This is a genomic window from Paenibacillus pseudetheri, assembly GCF_924513355.1.
GTDB classification, from domain to species: domain Bacteria; phylum Bacillota; class Bacilli; order Paenibacillales; family Paenibacillaceae; genus Paenibacillus_AQ; species Paenibacillus_AQ pseudetheri.
Window position 1 is genome coordinate 118,617 of record NZ_CAKMAB010000014.1, and the last position, 25,488, is coordinate 144,104.

Genomic DNA, 25,488 nt, shown 5'->3' on the forward strand with positions numbered 1-25,488 from the left:
AAAATGAGAATTCTTATAATAGGCGCAACGGGTACAATTGGAAGTGCTGTTCGTAGTGAATTGGCATCGCGGCATGAAATTATTACGGCAGGACGAAATCGAGCGGATATTTCTGTTGACATTACATCCTCTGAAAGCATTACAACAATGTATCAGGCAGTAGGCAATGTGGATGCAGTTATTAGTACAACAGGGAGTGCCTACTTTGGCTCTCTTCTTGAACTGACTCCAGAAAACAATGAGATTGCTATACAAAGCAAATTAAAAGGACAAATAAATCTTGTCTTACTTGGACTTAATCATGTAAATGATCAAGGTAGCTTTACTTTGACAACAGGGATTATAATGGATGATCCAATAGTGGGTGGGGTATCATCCGCGATGGCTGGTGGAGCTATTAGAGGTTTCGTTCAGTCGGCGGCAATTGAGATGCCTCGTGGGATACGTATAAACAATGTGAGCCCTAATGTATTAGTGGAATCAATGAAAAAGTATGGTCCATATTTTCCTGGCTTTGAGCCTGTGCCTGCCAGCAGGGTAGCACAAGCTTTCCGAAAAAGCGTCGAAGGTGCTCAAACAGGGCAAACTTATACGGTTTATTGAGAGGTTCAGCAACATTTTTATCCTTTTGGTGTTTAGCCATTTTACTTCGTTGCACAGTTGGACTAACGGATAACAATAGTGGAGGAGCTTGCTACGCGGCAGCTCCTCTTTTGTTTCTTGAAATAACGAGCAGCGCCTAATTTTGTTCTTAAAAAAAATTATCTTTTTGCATGAACGAATAGCCCCAGTAGTCAGTTTCTAGGAGAGATAACTATATCGGACAAGGAAATTAAGCGGTATAAGCATTCGTGACAAAAACGCGATATTCCCTGAAACACCGAAAGTATCAGAAATAGTTCAGCCTATCACACAAGTATTGAATCTTGTTTGATAGGCTGTTTCCTTTGAAATAATCGCCATCTGTTCAACTTTTTTCTTTATTACGCCAGTCGAGGGAATTGGTTGCGAATGGTTACATTCAACGGCTGCTTTATAGGATCTAAATCCGATATTGAGCATTTCCAAAGGAAAATAGGCTTTTATGGAGAATATACAAAGGGTCAAATACTCAATTAACTTGAGCTCAGGAGAATAACTAATGAATCGACACAAGAAAATTCTTATTATTGAAGATGAACAAGATATTGCTCGAATAATCAGAGATTATATAAACAAGAACGGATATGAGGCTATCATTGCTAACAATGGTAGAGATGCATTACATTTAATAGAATTATTGAATCCAGAGTTCATTATTCTGGATATTATGTTGCCTGACATTGACGGTATTGAACTCTGTCGCCAAATTCGTGAAAGAAACAATACTCCTATACTTATTTTAAGCGCAAGAGGTAGCGACACGGATAAGGTTCTCGGACTTGGATTTGGTGCAGATGATTATATGACGAAGCCCTTCTCATTAACCGAGTTATTGGCAAGAATCAAATCTAATTTACGTAGAGTTGAGAGCATGATAAGTATACCGACGAACCTACCGGACAATGAAGATATTCTACACATTGGAAATATCACCATTGATAAAAAGGGTTATAAAGTAACGAAGGAAAACAAGGAAGTTTCGCTGTCCGCAAAAGAACTTGAGCTGTTATTCTTTTTATCTAAGCATAGAAACCAAGTATTCTCAAAAAGCCAGCTATTAGATGCTGTATGGGGCTACACTGCATATGGAGATGAAAGTACGATAACCGTGTATATTCGAAGAATACGAGAGAAACTGGAGGATGATCCATCAAACCCCTTGTATATTAAAACAGTCTGGGGGATTGGTTATAAATTCAGCTTCGATGAATGATAAGTAAGATTGGAGAACCATATGTATTTAAGTGATTGGATTAGAAAATGGTTTAAAGTCGTTCTTGTTTTTCTTCTCATCATCTTCGGATGTGGGGCAGGTCTGCTCTGGGACAGCTACAGAAGTGAGCGCGAGGCTGATTCTCGGTATGTAATTAATCAGGTACGGCTCCAAGTGAGCGAGATGATGCTGTATCTAGAGCAATATAATCAGAAGCTTTATGATGATCCTATGTTAAAAGACACCCTCCAAGCCATGTCTCAAGATCACCAAGTAAGCTTAATATATGTGCAACTGGATGGCCGTGTTATGTTCAATTCTTCACCGAACAACACCATTCAACAAATAGATCTAAAAACTTCACTGCATTATGATTTATACCATGCAAGAGTAGAGAAGAATACCTATAGCATTGCTTTTCCAGTGATGGATGAGGTAACCCAAGTTCAAGTTGGAAATGCGATATTTGCAATGCCTGCAAGTACGGTCTTTGTTGAGAAATCTCACACTATACCCCTGTTGCTATTTATAATGATCACTTCGTTGCTACTCATCTTATGCTTGCTGATGGTTCTTCTTAGGAACAAATTCAAAAGAGATATCATCCAGCCCATTCATCACTTAAAGGAATACTCAGAAGCTATTCTGAAAGGGAACTATGAGCAAAAATCCACATACAAAATCATGGATGAGATCGGCGAGGTCTATGCGACGTTTGATCAAATGAGAATGGAAATTATGTATCTTAACCTTCGGAGAGATGAACAAGATAAAGCACAGAAGGAACTCATCTCCAATATTTCTCACGAAATAAAAACCCCTCTGACAACGTTAAAGGCTTACATTGAAGCCATACGTGAGGGGGTGTGCACAGATATGTCAGCGATTATGGAATATGTTGAGGTCATGCATAACAATACGGATACAATGACGAGATTGACAGAGGATCTGCTGCAGCATGCATTAAAAGAATTAGGTCAGATCTCAGTGACGCTTACCGAGCAGTACAGTAGGGACATGTTGCTTAGGATTCTACAACCAATCGGGCATTATGTTCGTACAACAGGAGTTACTTTCATAGAGCCGCCGGACATTCCTAATGTGTTGATTCAAGTGGATGCCAATCGGTTGGAACAGGTCATTTCTAATCTCATTGCCAACGCGTTGAAACATACATCTGCGGGTGATTCTATTCGTGTGAATATAGAGCTTACGCTGGGACAATTAAAAATAACGATAGCAGATACAGGGAAGGGAATTATTCCACAAGATATGCCTTTTGTTTTTGATCGGTATTTTAAAGGGAAGTTGAACTCTAATCCTAAAAATGAGGGGTCTGGATTAGGACTCTCGATTTGTAAACATATTATTGAAGCGCACCATGGGTCCATTTCTTTCAAAAGTGTACAGGGTCAAGGAACGGTATTTCATTGTTTGATTCCGTTAGGTTAGGTTGTGGCTGTAATATTTTATTAATATTTAGATAAGAGTCTATACATAAGTGCCCTTTACAATGAGAATATGACATAATTTCAGGAGGGCTTACAATTGGTAAAGAAAGTGATCATTCAAGCTACGAATCTTTGCAAAACCTATTCCACGGGCAGCGAACAATTTCATGCGATCAAAAATTTAGATTTAGAAGTTTATGAAGGGGACTTCACGGTTATCATGGGGAATTCAGGCTCAGGTAAGTCTACACTACTGTATCTTCTTAGTGGGCTTGATTCCGTTACGGTAGGCGAGGTTTATTTTAAAGAACAACGTATCGATAGCTATAAGGAGAAGCAACTAGCAGATTTTAGGGCAACTAGAATCGGATATATTTATCAAAGTATTAATCTGGTGCCTGACCTTACCTTATATGAGAATATCGCATTGCCTGGGTACATTGCCGGACACTCCAAGAAGAAGGTGAAGAGCATAGCGTTCTCACTTATGAAAGCCATGGAAATCGAGGGTCAGCAGCATCGCCTACCCTCCCAGACCTCAGGTGGTCAGCAACAAAGAGCGGCGATTGCCAGAGCGTTGATCAATACTCCAGATGTTATATTTGCGGATGAGCCGACTGGAAGTTTAAATTATGATCATGGTGTGGCGGTCCTGGATATTCTAACGGATATGAATCGTAAAGGGCAGTCCGTGGTCATGGTAACCCATGATATTAAAGCGGCTTGCAGAGCTGACCGTCTTATCTTGATAAAAGATGGAAAAATCGCGGATGTGCTGGAGTTTGATAAGTTTGACAATACCCAACTCCAAGACAGAGAAGCGATCATTTTCTCTTGCGTCTCAGGAAAGGGGTGAGCGCTTATGTATGCAGTTTACTCTCTTTGTTTAGCTAATTTAAGAAAAAAGAAAGTACACAATGGACTGATTGGCTTACTCATCCTCTTATCGACATTACTCCTTGCTACATCGGTTACGGTTATATTGAATACAAATAATTTATTTACCGAGATGCACAATAAAACACATGGCTCGCATGAGATATTAACGTTAGGGGATGAGCTACATGATCCGCAGAAGGTATATCAATGGTGGAAGGGACAAGAAGGAGTTACAACATCTGAATTGATCCCGTTTAGAGCTTTATCAGGATTCACCAATAAGGGTAAAGAGTCCCCTGTAGGGCTTTCAAGTCTATATTTATATATGATGGATACGCCTGCACGTCCTTATGCAGTGGATGAGCTTATATTTGCACAAGGAAATGAGAGCTTAAAGCCAGAGAAAGGTACAATATGGTTGTCCACCGCCATAGCCTATTTATATGATATTTCAGTAGGAGATACACTTGAGTTTACAACAGGCGAGAAGAATTTTGAATTAGAAGTATCAGCCGTCGTTGTGGATATGCCCTACGGATCACCCTTTCCTACAACGGTCCGTATATGGATGAATCATCAGGATTATAGTGAACAATTTGATGCCATGCAGGGTAAAGATCAGTACATGATGGGACTTAGATTTGATGATTATAGTCAGAGCACAAGTTATTGGGAACAGTTTGAGAAAGACATGGGTACACCTTTTCTTGATTCAAAAATGAGTTTTGAGTCCATGTCTGCTTTTTATCTGATTATGAATAAAGTAATTGGATTTATCATGATTTTTCTAGGAATCGTGATGATGCTTGTCGCTTTATTCACGATTGGATTTACGATTTCAGATGATATCTTATCTAATTATAAAACGATTGGTGTAATCAAAGCTTTAGGATTATCCTCAAGGAGAATGATTGGAACCTATGTTACGCAATATGGATTGATTGCTATGGTCGCGATTATCCCAGGATTAATAGCTAGTCAATGGATATCGAGCGTAATCGTAGAAAGTGCACTTTCGTCCCTGAAGACGGGAGTCATGATGGCCAGTCTGGAAGGGAATCTTATAACCTTTGCTGTTGGAATCTTTGTGTTTATACTCGTCGTATTGTGTGTACTAGTGTATTCCAATAAAGCGCGGCTTGTACAACCTATGCAGGCGATTCGCTATGGCATGTCTGAAAGTAACACTATCACAATGACGAAACGATTCAATGCAAGAGGAAATAATATAATTTCTTTTGGAAGAGCACCGATCCTTGTGGTTATTGGACTAAGAAATATATTGAAGAATAGGAAAGCTTCCCTTCTAATGATGCTTCTAGCCACCATTATGTCAGCAGTACTTGTGCTTGGGTTTGTTCTACTAAATAGTATCAGTTCTATTAAGCAGACGTCACCATTATGGGGATATGATGATTCTGACATTATATTGACTATTACTAATAAATCAGCCTTCTCCCGTGAGGAGTTTGATAAAACAATATTAACTGATCAAAGAATTGATAATATTGGGTGGATTGGTGCTTTAAATGGTGTTGTTTCCCCAGAAAGAAATGTGAACTCTGAACATTCAAGTGTCCAGCCTATGTACTTTCAGATAGATATTATGGATGGGAGTTATGATGAAGCAGGGTTTACCACATTAAGAGGAGAGAACCCTCGAAACAAAGATGAAATTGCGATTGGAATCAAGGTATCTCAACAACTGAACATAGATGTAGGAGATGTTGTAGAGACCTATATCGAAGGATACAAGCATACCCTTACAGTTACCGGAATCTATCAGTCTATAGCTAATATGTCTTATTCGGCAAGAATTACAACGGCAGTGATCAAAGTGAATCATCCCGATTACAATAATCTGGATCTCGCAGCATTTCTTAATCTCAGAGATAACCGGGATTCTGATTATGTGGTAAATGAATTAAATGAGAAGTATAAGGGCTCGTTATCAGCAATTAAGCAACAAACGTTATTAGATAACACATATAAACAAGCTGCTGCATCTTTAATTCTACCCATGAGTATCATGGGATTGTTATTCACTGGGGTTACAATCATCATCGTTTATAGTATTAGTCGTATTAACATTAGAAAAGAGAGCAAAACCTACGGCATATATAAATCTATAGGACTGACTTCAACTAAGATTAGATTGTCTGTATCGCTTGGAACCGTAGCAATTTCTGCTATTGGAGCCGTATTAGGTATCTTTGTAGGAGTGTATTTCCTGCCTTTGATACTAGGAAGTATTCTCTCTAATTATGGGATTGCTGAAGCACCATTAGTACTGAATTGGGGGGGGATCATTGCCTTTGCCTGTGTGACTATGATTTCAGCAGGATTTGGTTCTTGGGCTTCTTCAAGAGTGGTCGCGAAAGCTTCCCCACAAATTCTTGTGATTGAGTAAACGTTATTTTCTATAGTACTCCATCTGAGATATGAAGTTCCTGATGGATATAGTCACTTCCCTTGCTAGTTACTGGCCAGCGTCTTCAGACGCTGGCTTTTTTATTGAATATGGATTTAGTCAAATATCGCTTGATAAGTGTATAGGCTAGCGGAGTTCACACACTAACGAGAAGAAGTTGGATCAACGGTGATCCCCTTATTTAAAGGTTTAAAGGATGGAATAAAATGGAGGTATGTCGAATTATCTTGAGGTAAATTTGGTGCATTACTGGCGAAATACTCCGGCATATCACCCAGTTATGCCTGTGCGGGCGACCCAAAGCAATGCGTTGAGCATATAAGAACAAAAGATAGCATGTGCACGTATTTTGGCAAAAACTACGTCATCAAAATGATGAATAGTATCGTACTGAAGTTCTTCGACTGCTATCTTAAGGGTAAAGCAAGCTTTAATTCTTCGGGGTCGTATTAACTTGTTGCGTTAGCAAGCGTGGATTATTCCCGGTAATGAGCGGTGTCACCAAGAAACTATGCTCAACAATTACATCAACGGTACTTCTTTATTATTGTATAATAATACCATGTGTATAATGTTTTGATCTTTGGGGAGTTGAGTAGCTGTTATGTTGCGAAAATTACTAATTGTTTTGATATTGAATGTAATTAGCATTTTAGCTGTAGACAGGATGACTTTTAAATATAGTTCTGGCGGGAGTATTTCAGGGAATGGAAATCCAGGTCTTATCGCATTGGCCGTAGGATTATTCTTGTTCATCATTTTATTATTCTATGTAGGTGTTTTAATTAGGGATTTCAATAGTAAGAGCAGAAGCAAACTCGTTAATATTACACTCCCCGTAACCTCCATACTTATTTTAGGAATAATGATCATGGGAGAATCATCTAAAATTCGTTCGTTGTTTAAAAATCTCAATGGATTTACGAACAATAAAGACTCGGTAGTGTATCGTTTCGGTTGGATTAACCAATATACAAATAACCTGTTTTTTAATGGGTACATTTTTTTCGCCGGTGTGGCATTAACGGTTTTCATCGTTTGGGTAGTGACTAGGGATTTCAGGTCTAAGTTATAAAATAATGTTTAAATGCCCCACGACAACTCAAAAAGTACCCAATAGAATAGTCATGGAATAGTTGCTTCATCTATTGATAGATTCTAATGAAAATAGTTGCACAAAAATTTTATATACGCGCAGAGAAATTCCGGTGAATAGCGTCAAATAAAAGTAGGCGTCAAGAAAGATTTAAATGTGGTTCATTATGTTCCTTGTTGCAGTCTAACAGTCTTAAGATTTTTGTAAGAATCGGATAAGAAAAAAGAAAGTTCCGTTATGTACAATGTATGAAATGAGAGACTATAACCGTATTAAGGATGGTGGATGAGTTGGGTTTCAAAATACGTAAAACCACTGTGCAGTCCGTCTGGATGATGTGGGAAAAAGCTTTTGCGTTGCTTTCACATTTTCGCGGATCACATAAGTCGCACTTTGGTATATGTACCGTGATGCTAAAAAGGCACCGGGGACAGCCTATTGTATGCCAAGACGCCACGGTCATCAAACAGGGAGAGTGGGTGGGAGAACTCCACCTCGACAATGAAAGAATCCTGAAGTTGATCCGGTCAGAAGGATCGGATCGTGCCGCACTCCAAACGGCTCGCATGCTGCGTAAATCAATGCAGCAGATCAATGAAGCCTTCGAATCGCAGTCCGAGTTCAGGCAGGTCAAGGCTTTATTGGGGATTACACTGCTCCATCGGGGATTAACACACGGTCTTGGTTTTGAACAACAAAATATAAAGTCCGGTGTTTTTGAACGCATCACCACCATTTATCTTCGATTGCTGCTGTCTGCCATGCATCCGGAAGGGAGACAAAGAATTAGTCGGCGAACCGAACAACTGGTCCCGATGCTACTGATTCATTCACGGGCCTCACTGAAGAATCGGTTCTCACCCGGACAGAACTATTCTGGATAAGGCTTAAGCTTGTTATATGGAGGTGTAATTATTCTTACATATCTTATAGGAGGAATACTATGTACCGCCACTCTTTACATGTTTATTCCGAGTTTGATTACGCGAGTGAGCGGCTTTGGTGTCTTTCGCAAAGGAACGGTAAAAAAGCAGGTGGCATTCACTTTTGATGATGGGCCACATCCGAAATATACGCCCAAATTGCTGGATTTATTGAAATTGCATCAAGTGAAGGCTACTTTTTTCGTGCTTGGATCACGAGCGGAGCAGTATCCAGACCTGATCAGAAGAATGGATCGGGAAGGCCATCAGATTGGCATCCATAATTATTGTCATACATCTAACTGGCTGATGCTGCCCGGTACTGTTAGGCGAGAACATTTGGATCGCTCCGCTGATATTATAGAGTCTATTGTCGGAACCAGACCCAATCATTACCGTCCACCCTGGGGATTAATCAATCTATTTGATTTCTTTCGGCACAAGCAGTATCGAATTGTTCTATGGTCGCTGAAGGCAGGCGACTGGAACACCCGGATTTGTCAGACCCGGATGCAGGCTGTTCTGTTAGGTGGAATCACCGATGGCTCCGTTGTCTTACTTCACGACAGCGGTGAGACTGTGGGCGCGGACCGGCATGCTCCTTATTTTATGCTGCAAGCTTTAGAAGAAGTGTTAAACCAACTGCAGGCAAGAAACCTGCAATTTGTTCGCTTGGACGAAATGTCTTGACGTATTCCAGTGATTTTGGTATTAAGACTTAAATTGTTTGCGGAAGCAGAGCGGCGAGATGCCCATCATTAATTTGAAGGTTCGCCCAAAATGGGAGGTGTTATCAAACCCAACCATTCCCGCAATTTCAGTAACATTAAAAGAAGAGCCAACCAGCAAATCACGCGCTTCTTTAATGCGGATGTTATTGATATATTCAATGAAGCTGAACCCGGTGGCTTCTTTAAAAGTTCGGCATAGGTAGGAAGAGCTTATGTCGAATTTCCGTGAAATCTCACAGAGCTTAAGTGGTTCCATATAATGTTGATTTAAATAATTAACGATGTCCAGTACTTTCTTGTGTGTACGATTGGACTCCACCATTGGATCTATACGGCTGTCAAATAATTTACGATTAAGATAGAGGAGCAGTTCCACCAATAATAGTTGTTGGTACTGTTCGTATCCGCGGGCTTGCTTCTTCCCCTCCTGGATCATCTTCTGAAAAAGCTGTTCGATGAAATACTGATCTATCCCTGTCATCTTCAAAGCGCGGTGATCACTTTTGAACAATTCGAACAGTTCCTCACTTTGACCGCTGGTACAGAAATGCTGCAGGAATTCTTTTTTAAACAGCAGTGTAACCCGTTCATACATATTGCAGCCGGAATTAACCAGTTTGTGCATTTCGTGAATATCCATAAATAGCAACGTACCGCCCGCTACCTGGTAGGTTCTGTCCCCTATAAAATAATAAAAATCCCCGGATATTAAATACAGAATCTCATAGGCATCATGATAGTGTCTTGAAGGCATGCTGGTGTATACCTGTTTCTTGCGGCTGATGTCAAAAAGAGCAGATTCATAAAATACCGGTTTCATTCAGCACCTCCTAAGAGGATTGTAGACTTAATCTATGGGTTGTAGCAATATATGTATAAAAATAAATAATTACAAGAAAATACGTGCTGTTAAGTCAAACGTTATGAGATAAGCTTGAATTCAATTACCAAGTGTTGGGAAAAGGAGGGCTGTCATGCTCAGATAGGTTGGGGATAAGGTTCATTACTGCCCAAAGTTAAAGCGCTTAAACTATTCAACTAAGGGAGAGATTGCCGGTGCTTAATTCAACGAATAGTAAGGTTTCCAAGAAGATGAAATTTTCATTGTTGATCCTGCTCAGTTTTTCAATGATTTTTTCTTATGGCTATCTGTCCAATGGGTCTCAACAGAAAAGTTATGCGGCAGGGAACCCTGATTCTAATTTCTCACCTGCAACACTTCAATTCTTACGTGATAACACAGGTCTGGATGGTGAGCAGTGGAACAATATTATGATGCTTGTCAACAAACCGGAGCAGGACGATCTGAATTGGATCAATTTTTATGGATATTGTGAAGATATTGATGATAACCGCGGATATACGATTGGAATATTCGGTGCGACTACAGGCGGCTCAAATGATACCGGACCCGACGGTCCGGAACTGTTCAAAGCATATGACGCTGCCAAAGGCGCGAGTAATCCTTCGGTTAAAGGCGCATTGGCCCGGATCGGTGTCAAGGGTTCGATGAAAGGAAACATCCTCGAAATCAATGAAAGCGAAGAGAGCTTCTGCAGAAAAATCGGCAATTTGCAAGATGATCCCGAGTGGAGAGAGGCAATGTGGAAAACGTTCTACAATGTCTATATTAAATACAGTGTGGAGCAGGCCCGCAAACGCGGCTTTAACTCGGCATTAACTATTGGTTCCTTCGTGGATGCTGCGCTGAACCATGGTGCTACCGGCGGATCCGAGACCCTTCAAGGGCTTTTGGGCAAATCAGGAAGCAGCACGGATGAGAAGACTTTCATGACCAAATTCTATAAAGAACGGACCAAGATTGTGGATACTAATGAGTATAACGATCCGCCTAACGGAAAGAACCGTGTGAAGCAGTGGAGCAATTTGCTGAACATGGGAGAGACAGACCTGAAGAACGCAGACTCGGCTGTACTTCAAGTCACCGACTGGGAACTCCAGTAGCAGGAATGCAAGGGTAGACAGAACCGCCGTTCTTCTCGGTGACGGCGGTTCGATGATAAGTGAGATTAATGAAGAGGGAGATGGGTCGAATGGATAACAACCAATCTTATCTCAAGAACAGATTTTCCAAGGTAATCAGTCTAATGGTTATAGGTTTGTTGCTTGCTATGGAGTTGACCGGTTTTGTCTCAGCAGGAAGGGAGGAAAATGAGGAGGATCTTGCAAGCGAAACAACTGCAGTTCAGGAAACGATTGCCCAGTGGATTTTTAAAGACAAAGGCGAGAACGGAATATTTCCGGCTACCGGCGGGGTAAATCAAACGGCTTCATCCATTCGTGATATAGGAACAAATACGGATGCATACACCTATGAGCCCAGTGAGAACAGCGTACGCAACCAGGGCTGGCATGAAGGAACGGGCACTAAATACTGGCTTGCCACGCTTTCTACCCAAGGCTTCGAAGGTATCTTCCTCTCTTCACAGCAAACTTCTTCAAGTACAGGACCTAGGGATTTTAAGGTGCAATACAGTATAGATCAGCAGGAATGGACAGATGTTGCGGGCGGCAACCTTGTTCTAGCCCAGAACAATTTTAATTGTTCCAATAATTCCTGCAAATTAACGAACCTCGCATTGCCTGCGGGAACAAACAATCAAGATGTACTCTATATCCGCTGGGTGGTTAACTCTACGAAAAGCGTAAGCGGCGGAACAGTGTCCAGCTCAGGCTCAAGTAGAATCAAAGATGTAGTAATTAAAGGAACACGTAGCAGCGGCGAACCTGGGGACACTCCCACACTTGAGGTAAGCAGAACTCCCGCTTCAGGGGCTACAGATGTTTCCCTTAACGCAGAGATCACAGTGAAGTTTAATAAAGCCATCAGTCTCGACAGTGGTTATCAAGTTGTAATCACAGAAAACAATGTTCCTCTTAACAACATCTCTGCCTCACTCCTCGGTCAAGATACGGTTAAAGTCAGCCACCCTAATTTTACTGCCGGCAAATCTTATAAGGTGACCATCCCAAAAGAGCTTGTTAAGGGGACTACGGACGGCCGGATACCGGACAACGATATTACCTGGAGTTTTAAGACGAAGTCTCCGGATACCGGCAACAAAACACCAACGCTGCTGAACATGACTTTTAATGGGGACCCAAAGACAAGTATCGCCTTTGACTGGTATACAGCCGAAACCGTCAGAGGTACAGTAGTGCAAGTGGTGGAGGCCTCCAATGCGGGAGGAAGCGAGTTCCCGGAACAATTGGCAACTTCTTATGAGGGCAGCTCAACAGTTATTGAAACCTTAATGACATCAGGAGACAGAAGTTCCAAAAAGTATAAAAAGTTCGCCAGCCACAAGGTTATTGCAAGCGGTCTCAATCCTGGAACCAAGTATATGTACCGGGCCGGTAACGGAGATGCGGACGGCTGGAGCGAGCCGGGGTCTTTTACCACGGACAAGGCGGATAATCAGGATTTCCATTTCCTCTATGTAACCGACACCCAAGGCTCAAGTAAATCGAACTTCGATCTGTGGCAGGATACTTTTAAGCGAGCTATTGAGAAAACGGTAGATCCCAAGTTTGTTCTTCTTACAGGGGATCTAACGGATGACGGTGATCTGGAGCAGCTGTGGCAGTGGTTCTTGGGTGTGCCGAAAAAAGAATTTGCCAATGTACCATTTGCACCGATTATCGGTAACCATGAGATAGAGGATTATCCGAATAATAACTTTTATAACCATTTTAATCTTCCAAAAGATGTCGGGACGGGTGCTCATGACGGGTCGGTATATGCTTTCGAATACGGCGATGCCCTGTTTATGCAAATCAATTCCCAGTACGAAGGAGAGGTCAATCCGTACAAAGCAGATATTCAGTTCACGAAGCAATTGGAATGGATGCGGAATCAGGTGGCAAAGACCGATAAAAAGTGGAAATTCGTCTCTATGCATAAGGGAGCTTATTCCTCAGGCGATAATGCTTCGGCAGAAAGCGACCGGGTAGAATTTTACCGGAAATATCTGATTCCTGTATTTGATGAGCTGGGTGTGGATATGGTGTTTGAGGGACATGACCATATGTATATGAGATCTTTTCAAATGCTGAATAACGTTCCGATTAAGAATGTCAATACTGATGGGCAAGGAAATGTACTGAATCCCAAAGGGACCGTGTATCTAATGGGCAACTCGGCCGCTTCGAAATTCTATGCTATTAATCCAGACGCAGACACTTTTTTTGCAGCAAAAAACGATCAGCCCAACAAGAAAATGTTCGTGGATGTTTCCATTACAAGCGATGTGCTGAAATTTACATCTTACACAGCAGTTAAAGATACACCCCTTGCCGTCTATGATGCTTACAGTATTAAACGGACTGACGTCAAACCAGGCATTGTTGAAAATCCAAGCGCAGTAAGACAGTCCGGGAACCGTGCAGTTCTTTCGTGGAAAGCGCCAGCAAATAGCTCCGAGCCGGTGCGAGGTTACCGGATTTACGAGAAAAATGATAAAGTCAGCACGAATTGGAGCGTGTATGTGCCGGCGGTAAGCGGTCAGAGTAGCTACAACTATACATTAAACGGCATAGATTCTGCCAAAACCTACAATTTCGTTATTAAAGCAGTGGGGACAAGAAGTAATTCACTTCCAGCAGAAGCAGGAATCCAATGAATCCTTGAAAAACAAAATTACTAACCGAATGCACCCTGGTTAAAAGACACTAGCTCACGCTAGTGTCTTTTTCCTTCCAAGGGCAGTCTCATAAGGGTACCTCATATTCTATTGCACGCCTAATAATGGATTTCTATTCACCTTGCAAGTAGCCATTTTGTTTAATTATCTGATTTTAGGGGAAACAAATAAGCAGTGGCTTAAGGCCTCCTGCTTATTTAACATTTTCTCTAGACTTTAATAATATATTCCTTGCCTTCCTTACGTTTTTTTGCATATTCAGCTGTTGCTGTAAAAAGTACGTCGGAGGATGAATTAAGTGCTGTTTCAAAAGAATCCTGCAAAACACCTATGATGAAACCTACACCAACGACCTGAATCGCAATATCATTCGGAATGCCGAATATGCTGCACGCCAACGGAATGAGTAAAAGCGAACCGCCGGCAACACCTGAGGCACCTGCAGCAGATACAGCGGATAGAATGCTAAGAATAAGCGCCGTACCAAAATCTACTTCAATGCCAAGCGTATGAACAGCTGCGAGAGTTAAGACAGAAATCGTAACCGCTGCGCCCGCCATATTAATCGTCGCACCTAATGGAATGGATACCGAATACGTATCCGCATCCAGCTCCATTTTTTCACATAATCTCATGTTGATTGGAATGTTTGCAGCTGAACTTCGAGTAAAGAATGCGGTAATTCCACTTTCCTTCAGGCAGCTAAAAACAAGTGGATATGGATTTTTGCGAATATTCAGGTATACGATCAACGGATTGACAACAAACGCTATACATAGCATACATCCAACAAGAACGAGTAGTAATTTTCCGTAATCGAGCATGGAAGAAAGCCCGTTTGTTGTAATGGTATCAAAAACAAGTCCCATGATTCCTAACGGTGCCAAATTGATTACCCATTTGACGATTTGTGATAGGGCATCTGAAAAATTAGCAAGCAAGTTTTTTGTACTATCATGGGCATTTCTTAAAGCAACGCCAAGAAGGATAGCCCAAGTCAGGATACCGATATAGTTGGCATTCATCAGGGCGTTTACCGGATTGTCGACAACATTAAACAGTAATGACTTAAGTACTTCTACAATCCCATCAGGTGGAGTCAGATCTTTGGATCCCTTTACAAGTGACAAACTTACAGGAAATATAAAACTTGCAATCACTGCTGTCAGCCCCGCCAGAAAAGTACTTAAACCATAGAGGACAAGAATCGATTTCATATTCGTTTGATGGCCTTTTTTATGTTTAGAGATGGCAGTCATTACTAGGAGCAAGACCAATAAGGGCGCAACCGCCTTTAATGAGAATACAAATAAGGAACCGAAAATGGTGATCCCTGTTACATTAGGAATCGATAAAGCCAAGATAATCCCCACTATAATCCCCATAAGTATTTGTTTTACCAGGCTCAATTGGTTCCATTTGAGTATAAATGTTTTCATGTATTCCCTCCGGTTTCAATATGGAAATATTACTAAGCCCAGCCAGCAGTTGTAATGAGGTAAGTTAATATTTAACGTTAGTTTATCATGAAAATTGTCGGCCGTGTACGAGTGCCAAAAATTGTGAAAAGGTAATTGGACGATATGTTCGAAATAGCAAAAAACCACGAAGTACAGTTTCACTGTATCTCGTGGTTTTTTAAGATTTGGTTATTTGATGTTTTTATTACAACATTACTTCAACAACCATAGCGCCGGGGAATTAGCAGGCTCCCAACCGGTTATCGATGTATGGGCTTGACGACATTCATACACAGAACCATCGTAGGTTACCAACGTACCGACTGTGTAAGAGGTATTGGGTGCCCAAGCTGGGGTTGTAGACGCTGTAGCGGTTGTGCCATTGATGGTGCTGGCCACTGATTGATTGCCTGCGGCGTCGAAGGCATGCACGCTGAACAAATATGTTGTGCCGGCGCTAAGTCCTGTTACCGTATAATCCGTTGTGGAGCCGGATAGAGAGGTGACTAATGTAGTTCCTTTATAAATACGGTAGCCTGTAACACCAACATTATCCGTTGACGGGTTCCACATCAACTGAATGCTGGAGGATGTAGGGGTTCCCATAACGTGCAAGCCGCCAGGGGCTGTCGGTGCTTGCGTATCATTTCCGACGGGTGCATTGGTAGTAACACTGACGGAATTACTTCCGCTCGAGACATTGCCTGCAGCGTCTATTGCCTTGACACTAAAGGTATAGGCAGTATTCGCGGTTAATCCAGATACGGTGTAATTTAATGTTGTGCCGGATACGGTAGCGACCAAGGAGGCTCCGTTAAATACTTGGTACCCTGTTACACCGACATTATCCGTGGATGCGTTCCAAGCCAAGGAAACGCTGGTGGATGTTTTTGCAGTTGATGTCAAAGCTGCTGGCTCGGAAGGAGCCTGGGTATCGACAGGGTTGCTGCCGCTAAAGTTGACATCAATGACATTATAGAAGGCGTTAGGAGTATCTGCGACTTCCCACACAGCCAAGATGACGTGGTATCCACTACGTTCCGGAACGTTAAACGTGTCTGAGTAAGAGAAGGGTGGCTGTACACCTCCATAGTTCACCGAATAGAAAGGAGTCAGGTCGAATGAATCCCGAGTAAGAGCGGCGTTAGGATTCCAGTTGGGTTTTGTAATATAGTATTTCCAGCTTGCTGTTGAATGAGCGGCAGTCAGTTTCCAAGTGAATGTATTTTGCCCGGAAGATATGTTGACTTTAGACCAGCGTGTAGCCGATTGTTCATCAAGCTTAGGAAAAGCTCCGTTAGCACTAGCAATCTTCCCGTCTGCTGGCCCGGCAGCAGGGAACCCCTTAGGAGCCTCCAGACTCTGGGGCTCATAAACAATCGGGCCACAATCTGTATTTTGTCCGGATTTACAGAGGGCTGCCCGGCTAGCAGGTCCTTCAACATAGCCGTGGGAAAAGGACCTTTCCGGGAATAACATTACAACCAATGAAATAATCGACATGATACTCCCATAAGCTAGCAACTTTCCCCAAGGTGAATGAGAAATGCGAATAAATGACATTTTATTCCTCCTTTTTTTAAAAAAATATGCACTGCAAACGAATGATGCATTCAGACCCGAACGTCTTATCTCAATTACAACTCCTTTCTTTGTTGAACGTATTTATATAAACTCACAAAGAGCTCATATATCGACATGAAAGGTAAGAGAAAAAGGTGCGTAGGGCTAAATTCATTGAATGATAACAATTGTTATAACACCATAGTGATTATATGCAAATAAATGGTATTTGTCTACCAAAATTAGAATAAATTGAAAAAGATATTTTCAGTATGAAATAATTTCCTAGGAACCCTATCTATATTCCCTCCTATCTTCCCATTTAATACTTGAAATTTGAAAGATTCATTTAAAATTATGATCAAACGATAAATATATCATTTTCTTAATTTATCTCTCTCTTTATTTTGTTTTCTTCTTTTTTTGTGATGAAAAATGAAAACTAATGTATGAAAAATAAAGTGGGAAACTATATATTATTCAGAAAATTACAATAACAGCGCTTTCAAAGGTTGCTATTTTTGGTTTTATTTACTATTATTAGTTGGAATTAATAACAAACAATGTAAGTGATTGAAATTAGTGTGGGATTAACTGCCTGGAGAGCAGTTTAATTCATAGAATTATAAGCTTTAGATAGATACAAAGGAGTGAGGAGATGCAATACGTTTTTTATTTGTCAACCTTCGTTTTTATTGGGTTTCAAACTCTTTACACAATCATCCCTTTATTTTTCAGTAAAGTTAAGAAATTGAACAACGATTGTGCAGAAAAATCGATCTCCGTTTTAGTTCCTGCTTATAACGAGGAGCTCACCATTAAGAATTGCATAGATGCAATGGAGGGCTTAAATTACAGTAACTATGAAGTCATCATTATTAATGATGGTTCAAAGGATCAGACGTTTCAAAAATTAAATGAGCTTTTAGACTTATCGATAAGTGACAGAGAAGCAGAGGGTAAGCTTACATACGGCGCTATTAAAGGAATTTATTATTCGGAGAAATATGAAAAAATATTTGTAATTGATAAATTCAACGGCGGAAAGGCAGATTCTCTCAACGCCGGCATCGATTGTGCGAATTCTGATATTGTTATTACGCTGGATGCGGATAGCATGCTGGAAATAAACTCGCTTAAATATGTAAATCAATATTTTCAAGATGATAAGATCATCGCTTTAGGTGGTACTGTGAAGATCGTACAGGGTGCTGAAAAAGAGAACGGAGTTATCCAAGATAAATTTACTGGTAAAGGTATTATAAAAAGCCAAGTTATCAGTTACATCCATGGATTTTATGTTAGAAAACTAACACAATCCGTTTTTAATTCAATTGTCGTTATTTCAGGCGCATTTGGTGCTTTTTATAAGAGTATATTGGTGGACGTTAACGGGTTTAGAAGTACTGTAGGGGAAGATATTGATATTACCTTAAAAATTCACGAGTTCATTAAAGCGAATAACTTAAATAAAAAACTCGTATACGCGCCAGAAGCCGTATGTTACACGGAATGTCCAGAAAACTTAAGTAACTTTTATAAACAAAGAATACGCTGGCAAAAAGCTTTTGTAGATTGCATATTAATCTATTGGTCCAAATTATCACGAAAGTTTAGCGTTGGCGTCAGTCTCTTTTTTGCTATCGATGGTTTTGTTCTAGGTACATTAACAGCTTTTACAAGCATTTTTTATCTTATACAATCGCTCTTTCAAGGTACCAATTTATTTCAGGCTATTATTCTCTTGTTGTCTGTTATTGTTATTAATGCGCTGCAAATCGGGATTTCTCTCTATTTATGCAAAAAATATGGCAGTAATTATTCAGTTAAAGATTATATTCGGATGTTTTTGTTTAGCCAAGTTGAATTACTAACCTATCGAAATCTGCTGCTATATATGAATATCGTAGGCACGTTTAAATACTTTGATAATGACGAGGGCTGGGGATTCGTTGAGAGAAAAGGTGTTTCAAGTATCAGCTAGTCTCCTACTGTAACTATAAGCAAACTACTCATCAGGAGGTATTTATGAATCATATATTGAAAGATAAACGAATTATATTTATAGATGTATTAAGAATAATGTCCATCGTTGCCGTCATCATTCTGCACTACACTGCAGACTTGCTTACAAGGACAAATGATTTCAATACAACCTCTTGGTGGATAAGCAACTTTTTCAATTCGATATCCAGATTTGCTGTGCCAGTGTTTTTTATGATAAGTGGTGCGATGATCCTTAGAGTGGAAGTGAAATCATATCGGCAGTTTTATATTAAAAAAGTACTTCCTTTAATCATTTCCTTAGTTAGCTGGTCACTCATTTATGCCGTTTACACCCAATATTTCATTCAAAAAAGCAGTATGGGCGTTTATGATTTTTTCGTTCATTTTTCGTACGGTTTAATCTTTGATAAAAATTATATACATTTATGGTTTCTTTACGCGATTATTGCGATCTATATAACAGTTCCATTAATTAGTAAGCTTGTAAAAGTATGTAGTGAAAAGGATTTAAAATATTATCTGCTGATATGGTTCTTGATAAGTGTGGTTTATAAATTCATCTCCGATCTTGTATTCAGATTGACCTCCGAATATATCAATATTCCTATAACCAATATCCCTTTGTTCATGGGTTATCTAGGATATTTTATCCTGGGATATTATCTCTTTAACTATACGATATCGATGAAAGCCAAAAATCTTTTCTTTAATTTAGGCATTATATCCTTTTTTGTAACGCCATTAGCGACCTATTTTTCTTCCTTGTACAGTGGTGTGCTAGATGAAATGTTCTATGGCAACTATTCACTCACGACATTTTTTATGGCAATTGGAACGTTTATCTATTTTAAAGAAAAAGAAACCACCATTAGCGAAAAGTTAAATTACAAAGTCAAAAAAATAATTAGCTCCGTTTCCAAAGCCAGCTTTAGTATCTACTTAATTCACTTGTTAGTTGAAATATTGGTATCCAGAAGAGCAGAAATACAAGCTACTCTACTCCAATCCATATATAATCTTACTTTTAATGTCATTATTATATTCTTAATCAGCTATATCACGGTTAAAGTCTTAAATCTAAATAAATATATTACACATGTATTATTTGGGGGAAGAAGTTAACATGATGAAAATAAGTGTATATACAAAAATCTTCCTGGCTATATTGGCTATAGGCATGGGAATTTACTATTTCAATCTCAATGATTCAGACAAAAAAATAACCTCCGTGTACATACCGTTATGGAAAGACTTTAAGGATCTTAATCTAAAAGACAAAAACATTGATATCGCTATTCTCGCCTTTGCCAAAATTGATAAAACCAATGTATATTTTGATCTGGACCCTGCTAAAAATGAGATCATCAAAGAAAATATAAAAAAACTACAAGCAAATAATAAAAAAACGAGTTTCATACTTGGGGTTGGCGGCTATAAAGCGGACGGATTCTCCGATGCTTCATTGGATGGAAACCGGTACGACTTTACTGAGAATATGATCGCTATGGTTAAGGAGTTAGATTTAGATGGGATCGATATAGACTGGGAATATCCAGCTTTTGATTCCTGGAATACGACTAAAGCCAGACCTGAAGATACCAAGAACTTTACTAGTCTTATAAAGGAACTTAGTGAAAAATTGGATAGACTGCCGCGTAAAAATAAAAATTACTATTTAACCTTTGCTGCCGGGAATGAAGATTGGTACTTCAAAAATGTTGAGGTTAAAAAAGTAGAAAAGTATGTGGATTTCATTAATGTCATGAGCTATGACTTAACTGGAGCCTGGTCAGATACAACAGGGTATAATTCGAATTTATTTAAAGATAAGAATAAGAAGAGCAGAACTAGCGTAGATCGTATTATTAATTTATATTTAGATTATAATGTTGATCCGAGCAAGCTTCTTTTAGGTGTTCCTGCCTATTCCTACGGATGGGAAAATGTAAAAAGTGATACCAATAAGGATGCCTTATTATCCTTGGGTAAACCTATCAATATCGACAAAGTAGATTTAAGCTACAAGACGATAAAAGAAAAATATATGAGCCAAGATCGATTTAAACGATACTTTGACGATACAGCGAAGACGGCCTATTTGTATGATGGTGATACATTTATTACGTATGAAGATAAAGAAGCCTTGCAGGCAAAAGTTAAATATATCAAAGATAAAAAACTGGCTGGTGTCATGGTGTGGGAGTATTCTCAAGACTCTGAAGACGGCATAGTAAAGTATTTATCTGATAATCTGAACAAGTAGCAAGTGCAAAATAGAAGAGGAATAGTCTAAAGAGGCTTATTCCTCTTTTTTGTGTTTTCTTTCTTTAGCTGATCCTAAAGCTGATTTGAAGGCCGAACACAAAAAGGGCGTAAGTGGCATCCCATATTATTAGTATATGGACAATAATGTGTTCAAGCGGTTAGGGGTGCAGTCCACTAGTGTTCGTTCTACCCCAGAACTTTTAGCTAGAATGCCTACGCATTATTATATAACTGGTGAGCCTCATCCGACATTTGGGCATGCCTTGACATCGGTTGTATCCTGTTGATGGGATTCCAGGCGTTTGCTGGGATTGCCGGATGGCTGCTCGCAACCGGGATTCTGTTGATGTTCACGCTCGCATTGACCAGGCTGGCGGCTATATCCTGTCCGTTCGTCCTACGGTAACTCCTCCGAAAGATAGCTTCACTCTATACCAGATCATGATTCGTTACGGATTGGAGTGACTTTTGTCCCTTTTAACGGCATAACCTCTGCATTTGTACCTTCAAAGTATAACGGCAGACCTTCGGCCAAAATAGGTAAGAGGGTTTGGGTTGGGTCTTGGCGCTGATGATGAATATGCAGGTGGGGAGTTAGACGAATATAACTGGAGAATCACTTCGACTGCTATTTTAGATAATATCACCGCAGGGAAATCTGAAAAACAAACATTTGTACAGCTGTATTTGTCTTGTACCGTTCTTTGAAGTTAGTAATAGACTATATCAATCTCAGAAAAGGAGTTGATTTAGTTGGCTAACAGTGATGTACGTCTTACGCTTTGGTCGGGTACTAATTTTACCGATCGCCGGATTCGATTCAGACGTGGAGGAGTTGCGGTTCGTGATCTTGGAGCGTTTCGGTTTAACAACGTTCTCTCGAGTTTCCGTCTCAGAAATGTTGTGGAGAGCTCTCAAGTAACGCTTGTACTATTTTCGCGAATTAACTTTCAGGGATCGTTCCGTGTGTTCCGCGGCAGCCAAAACGTAGCGAACTTGAATAATTTTAACTTTAATAATGTTACATCTTCGTTTATATTGGTAGGCCGTGACCTTACAAGCTCCGAAATTTCCCGAATTCAAAGCACTGGCAGAGCGCCTCGCGATATCCTCGTAATAAGACAATAATAATGCAAGGGGTGCCCCTAGGGCGCCCTTTTTTTTGCAATTATCAGTAGCACAGGTCAAGACAAAATATGCATAGAATTTAATATATGACAAGAGAATAGGTGCTGTCCCGCAAACAATCCTCCTTTAAACTAGAAACGTACTTAACAAAATCTGCTAGAGGAGGATTCAAATGCGCAAAAAGGTTATCGGGGGAATTTGCAGTACAGTTATGGTTTGCAGTCTGCTTGCAGCAGGTAACGGAACGACCTACGCCAGTGGCGCCAATAACACTGATGCTCCTACAAACAAATCAGTCAAGAACGTGATCCTGTTTATTACGGATGGGATGAGCTTATCCGATGTGAACTTGGCCAGATGGTATCAGGGAGGGCAGGCGCTTACGATGGATAAGTATTTTAGCGGGCTGGTGAGAACCTATTCTACGGATTCACTTACCACAGATTCCGCTGCGGGAGCTACGGCTTATGCCACAGGCCATAAGGTTAAGAGTGAGACGGTATCCATACTGCCCGACCGAATCACGATGCCGTTCGTGGACGCAGTTAAGCCAGAGGACGTGAACAAACCTCTGCTTACGATTATGGATGCAGCGAGAATGGCAGGGAAAAGTACAGGAACGGTATTTACTTGTGAATTAACGGATGCGACGCCGGCTACATTTTTAAGTCATGCATACACGCGTGACAATGCGCAGTCAATTGCAGAACAGATGGTCTACAGTGGTGTAGATGTTCTTCTTGGGGGTGGGTCCGGGTATTTGGTACCCGGCAAAGAAGATATTAACCGTAAGGACGGAGAAGATTTAACCAAAATCCTGAAATCAAATGGGTATGATTATGTAACGGATAAAGCAGGTTTAATGAATTCTAAAACGAATAAAATCTGGGGTCTGTTCAACTCTGAAGCACTGGATGCTGATTTTGACCTGAACCCGCAAAAGCAACCAAGCCTTGCTGAAATGACCAAAGTTGCTGTAGAGAAGTTGTCACAGAACGAGAAAGGTTTTATTCTGATGGTCGAAGCAAGTCAGATAGACTGGTATGGTCATGATAACGATCCGGTGGGGATTATGAGTGAGACATTAGCGTTTGATAAAGCTTTCAAAGCCGCTGTTGACTTTGCAGAAAAAGACGGAAATACAGCAGTCTTGTCCGTTTCGGATCATGCTACTGGCGGGCTCAATATGACGAACTATGATTCCACCAAAGACCTAGTTTCCGTAATGAAGAAAGCGAAGCATACCAGTTATTACATTGAAGGCAGTATTAATGAGAACAATTTTAAAAAGGTCCTTGCGGATAATTATGGACTTAGTGATTTAACCAAAGAAGAAGCGGATCAAGTCAGAATAGGAATGAAAGATAACCTTTCGCCGGTCATCGGTAAAATCTTGGGGAATAAGATAGGCGTAACCTTCTCTACGGATGATCACACATCGGAAGAAGTAGGTTTGTTCGCCTACCATCCGGCTAATTATAAACCGACCGATTTCGTGAACAGCGGCGTAATCCAGAATACGGATGTGAATAAGTATATTCAAGAAGTGACCGGACTCAATCTGGCGCAGCTTCAGGATACACTGTACGTGTCCAGTGATAAATTCAAGGCCAAAGGAGCTACGATTTCCCTAGATAAGACCGATAAGACTAATCCGGTGGTGGTAGTGAAAAAAGCAGGCCAAGTACTCAAGCTGCCTATAGATAAAAACATCGCCATTTTGGATGGCAAAACAACGAAACTCAATGTGCTGACAGTAATGATTAAAGATAAAGTGTGGGTTTCGCAGGATGCAGTGGACTTGATTCTCTGATTATTTAAGTTCATGGTATGATTCTTCGTCCAAAAGTTAAAGCGCTTAAACCCAAAAACCCCTTTGTTATAAGGGGTTTTTGAGTTGGGAAAAGAAATTTCGACTTGAATTGGAATCAGGAAAGTGAGTGATCGTGAAAATCTCCCCGCAGGAGGCGTTTGAACACTCATACCAAGGAAGTACATCTGAAGGTTTTTAGATTGAGCCCAATAATAGGAAGTTAATTTTTTCGTTAATAAGAATTGACTTTCACACCAGTTGTAACTACAATAGTTACAACTGGTAGTAACAGTACCTGTTACAGATAAAAAAGCACTTCATATTCAAGCACGTGGTGCTTTCTACTCTGAAGGTCCAGCTGAAGAACTAGAGAGGGGGCATCTCCATTTTTAGGGTTAAAGAAGATGCAATTCTACGCGCTAAAAAGTTAGCAGAGAATTTCTAAGTAACAACGAGACTGCTTAATAATAAAAAATAAAGGTAGGCGTTTTTAATGGAGACAAAACAAGACACCCTTATATATATATGGGATGCATATTGTGGATGGTGCTATGGATTTTCAGAAAGTATTAGAGGTTTTTACAAAAATCACCCTGAAATTCCGTTAACTGTTTTATCTGGAGGATTATTTTTAGATAATCTGCCAATAAAAAAATTCTCATATATATCAGAAGGTAATAAAAGAATTAATCAACTTACTGGTGCGGAATTTGGTCCTTCATATCAGGCGTTGTTGTCAGAAGGTACTTTTACAATGAATTCAAAGGATGCTGCAATTGGCTTTTCAGCTTTACGTTCATTAGCACCGAACCGTTTATTAGAATTTACTTCTGCCATGCAAAAAGCGTTTTATTATAATGGAAAAAGTCTGAGTGACCCTGAAACATATCGTAAGATAGCTATTGATCATCATTTGGATCCTGAACAAGTACTAGAGCGACTAAAATCTCAAGAAACTATAATAGATGTTCAAAATGATTTCAACACAGTTCAACAACTTGGTATAAATAGCTACCCCTCTTTACTTCTACACAAGGATAACCAATTAATTACTATTGGTGGCGGAGTAATGACGTCGGATAAAATTGAAGCACGTTTTAAAGATTGTTATTAAGGATTTAAATTTAAGGTATAAAACATTTATCAAAATGTAATAATTTTATGGAAGGAATGGTATTTATAACTCATTTCCAACTAATAAAACTACATTGCTTATTAAATA

The 25,488-nt window shown here is 40.1% G+C and carries 20 protein-coding genes and 1 pseudogene; 18 read left to right on the plus strand and 3 right to left on the minus strand.

The features are described 5' to 3' along the window. Positions 1-3: 3 nt before the first annotated feature. The 7 genes from L1028_RS15000 to L1028_RS15030 all read left to right on the plus strand — a co-directional run bounded on the left by L1028_RS15000 (position 4) and on the right by L1028_RS15030 (position 9,325). Positions 4-603: a short chain dehydrogenase gene (locus tag L1028_RS15000; protein WP_234535125.1), complete on the plus strand. Its 600-nt coding sequence runs from the start codon at positions 4-6 to the stop codon at positions 601-603. 538 nt (positions 604-1,141) lie between these two features. Continuing rightward, the gene (locus L1028_RS15005; RefSeq protein ID WP_234535127.1) at positions 1,142-1,855 is read left to right on the plus strand and encodes a response regulator transcription factor; all 714 of its coding nucleotides are present in this window, start codon (positions 1,142-1,144) and stop codon (positions 1,853-1,855) included. Positions 1,856-1,876: 21 nt separating this feature from the next. After that, on the plus strand, positions 1,877-3,307 hold the full coding sequence (locus L1028_RS15010) for a sensor histidine kinase (protein WP_234535129.1): 1,431 nt from the start codon (positions 1,877-1,879) through the stop codon (positions 3,305-3,307). Between the two features lie 96 nt (positions 3,308-3,403). Beyond that, entirely contained in the window at positions 3,404-4,162 is a 759-nt protein-coding gene (locus tag L1028_RS15015) for an ABC transporter ATP-binding protein (RefSeq protein ID WP_234535131.1), read from the plus strand. A 6-nt stretch (positions 4,163-4,168) separates the two neighbouring features. Next, on the plus strand, positions 4,169-6,595 hold the full coding sequence (locus L1028_RS15020; RefSeq protein WP_234535133.1) for an FtsX-like permease family protein: 2,427 nt from the start codon (positions 4,169-4,171) through the stop codon (positions 6,593-6,595). A 1,395-nt stretch (positions 6,596-7,990) separates the two neighbouring features. After that, positions 7,991-8,596 (plus strand): YkoP family protein, encoded by a 606-nt coding sequence (locus L1028_RS15025; RefSeq protein ID WP_423803046.1) that lies wholly within the window; start codon positions 7,991-7,993, stop codon positions 8,594-8,596. 78 nt (positions 8,597-8,674) lie between these two features. Beyond that, a complete protein-coding gene (locus L1028_RS15030; protein ID WP_234535135.1) occupies positions 8,675-9,325 on the plus strand; it encodes a polysaccharide deacetylase family protein in 651 nt (216 codons plus the stop codon). A gap of 21 nt (positions 9,326-9,346) precedes the next feature. Here L1028_RS15030 and L1028_RS15035 read toward each other — a convergent pair whose 3' ends face one another. Beyond that, entirely contained in the window at positions 9,347-10,186 is an 840-nt protein-coding gene (locus L1028_RS15035) for an AraC family transcriptional regulator (RefSeq protein ID WP_234535136.1), read from the minus strand. 236 nt (positions 10,187-10,422) lie between these two features. Here L1028_RS15035 and L1028_RS15040 point away from each other — a divergent pair, with 236 nt between their 5' ends. Together L1028_RS15040 and L1028_RS15045 are read left to right on the plus strand one after the other, a co-directional pair. Continuing rightward, entirely contained in the window at positions 10,423-11,331 is a 909-nt protein-coding gene (locus tag L1028_RS15040; RefSeq protein ID WP_234535139.1) for a chitosanase, read from the plus strand. A gap of 89 nt (positions 11,332-11,420) precedes the next feature. Then, a complete protein-coding gene (locus tag L1028_RS15045) occupies positions 11,421-14,009 on the plus strand; it encodes a metallophosphoesterase (protein ID WP_234535140.1) in 2,589 nt (862 codons plus the stop codon). Positions 14,010-14,239: 230 nt separating this feature from the next. Here the strand turns inward: L1028_RS15045 and sstT are convergent, their stop codons facing one another. Then, positions 14,240-15,469, minus strand: coding sequence for a serine/threonine transporter SstT (sstT, locus tag L1028_RS15050; RefSeq protein WP_234535142.1), 1,230 nt, complete (start codon positions 15,467-15,469; stop codon positions 14,240-14,242). Positions 15,470-15,703: 234 nt separating this feature from the next. Continuing rightward, positions 15,704-17,053 (minus strand): lytic polysaccharide monooxygenase, encoded by a 1,350-nt coding sequence (locus tag L1028_RS15055; protein ID WP_234535144.1) that lies wholly within the window; start codon positions 17,051-17,053, stop codon positions 15,704-15,706. A gap of 658 nt (positions 17,054-17,711) precedes the next feature. Between L1028_RS15055 and L1028_RS15060 the strand changes: the two genes are divergently transcribed. The 9 genes and pseudogenes from L1028_RS15060 to L1028_RS15095 all read left to right on the plus strand — a co-directional run bounded on the left by L1028_RS15060 (position 17,712) and on the right by L1028_RS15095 (position 25,380). Beyond that, a complete protein-coding gene (locus L1028_RS15060) occupies positions 17,712-19,037 on the plus strand; it encodes a glycosyltransferase family 2 protein (protein WP_234535146.1) in 1,326 nt (441 codons plus the stop codon). A gap of 44 nt (positions 19,038-19,081) precedes the next feature. Next, a complete protein-coding gene (locus L1028_RS15065; RefSeq protein ID WP_234535148.1) occupies positions 19,082-20,182 on the plus strand; it encodes an acyltransferase in 1,101 nt (366 codons plus the stop codon). Between the two features lie 4 nt (positions 20,183-20,186). Then, positions 20,187-21,323, plus strand: coding sequence for a glycoside hydrolase family 18 protein (locus tag L1028_RS15070; protein ID WP_234535188.1), 1,137 nt, complete (start codon positions 20,187-20,189; stop codon positions 21,321-21,323). A 275-nt stretch (positions 21,324-21,598) separates the two neighbouring features. Further along, the gene (locus L1028_RS31690) at positions 21,599-21,790 is read left to right on the plus strand and encodes a hypothetical protein (protein WP_423803047.1); all 192 of its coding nucleotides are present in this window, start codon (positions 21,599-21,601) and stop codon (positions 21,788-21,790) included. Between the two features lie 90 nt (positions 21,791-21,880). Beyond that, complete coding sequence (locus L1028_RS15080; protein ID WP_234535150.1) at positions 21,881-22,033, plus strand: hypothetical protein; 153 nt, start codon at positions 21,881-21,883, stop codon at positions 22,031-22,033. A 45-nt stretch (positions 22,034-22,078) separates the two neighbouring features. Further along, positions 22,079-22,453: a hypothetical protein gene (locus tag L1028_RS15085; RefSeq protein WP_234535152.1), complete on the plus strand. Its 375-nt coding sequence runs from the start codon at positions 22,079-22,081 to the stop codon at positions 22,451-22,453. 172 nt (positions 22,454-22,625) lie between these two features. Beyond that, positions 22,626-24,266: an alkaline phosphatase gene (locus tag L1028_RS15090; protein ID WP_234535154.1), complete on the plus strand. Its 1,641-nt coding sequence runs from the start codon at positions 22,626-22,628 to the stop codon at positions 24,264-24,266. A gap of 297 nt (positions 24,267-24,563) precedes the next feature. Further along, positions 24,564-24,647, plus strand: a pseudogene (locus L1028_RS31695) (FMN-dependent NADH-azoreductase); the annotation flags it as partial. A 112-nt stretch (positions 24,648-24,759) separates the two neighbouring features. After that, a complete protein-coding gene (locus L1028_RS15095; RefSeq protein WP_234535156.1) occupies positions 24,760-25,380 on the plus strand; it encodes a DsbA family protein in 621 nt (206 codons plus the stop codon). The last annotated feature ends 108 nt before the right edge of the window (positions 25,381-25,488 follow it).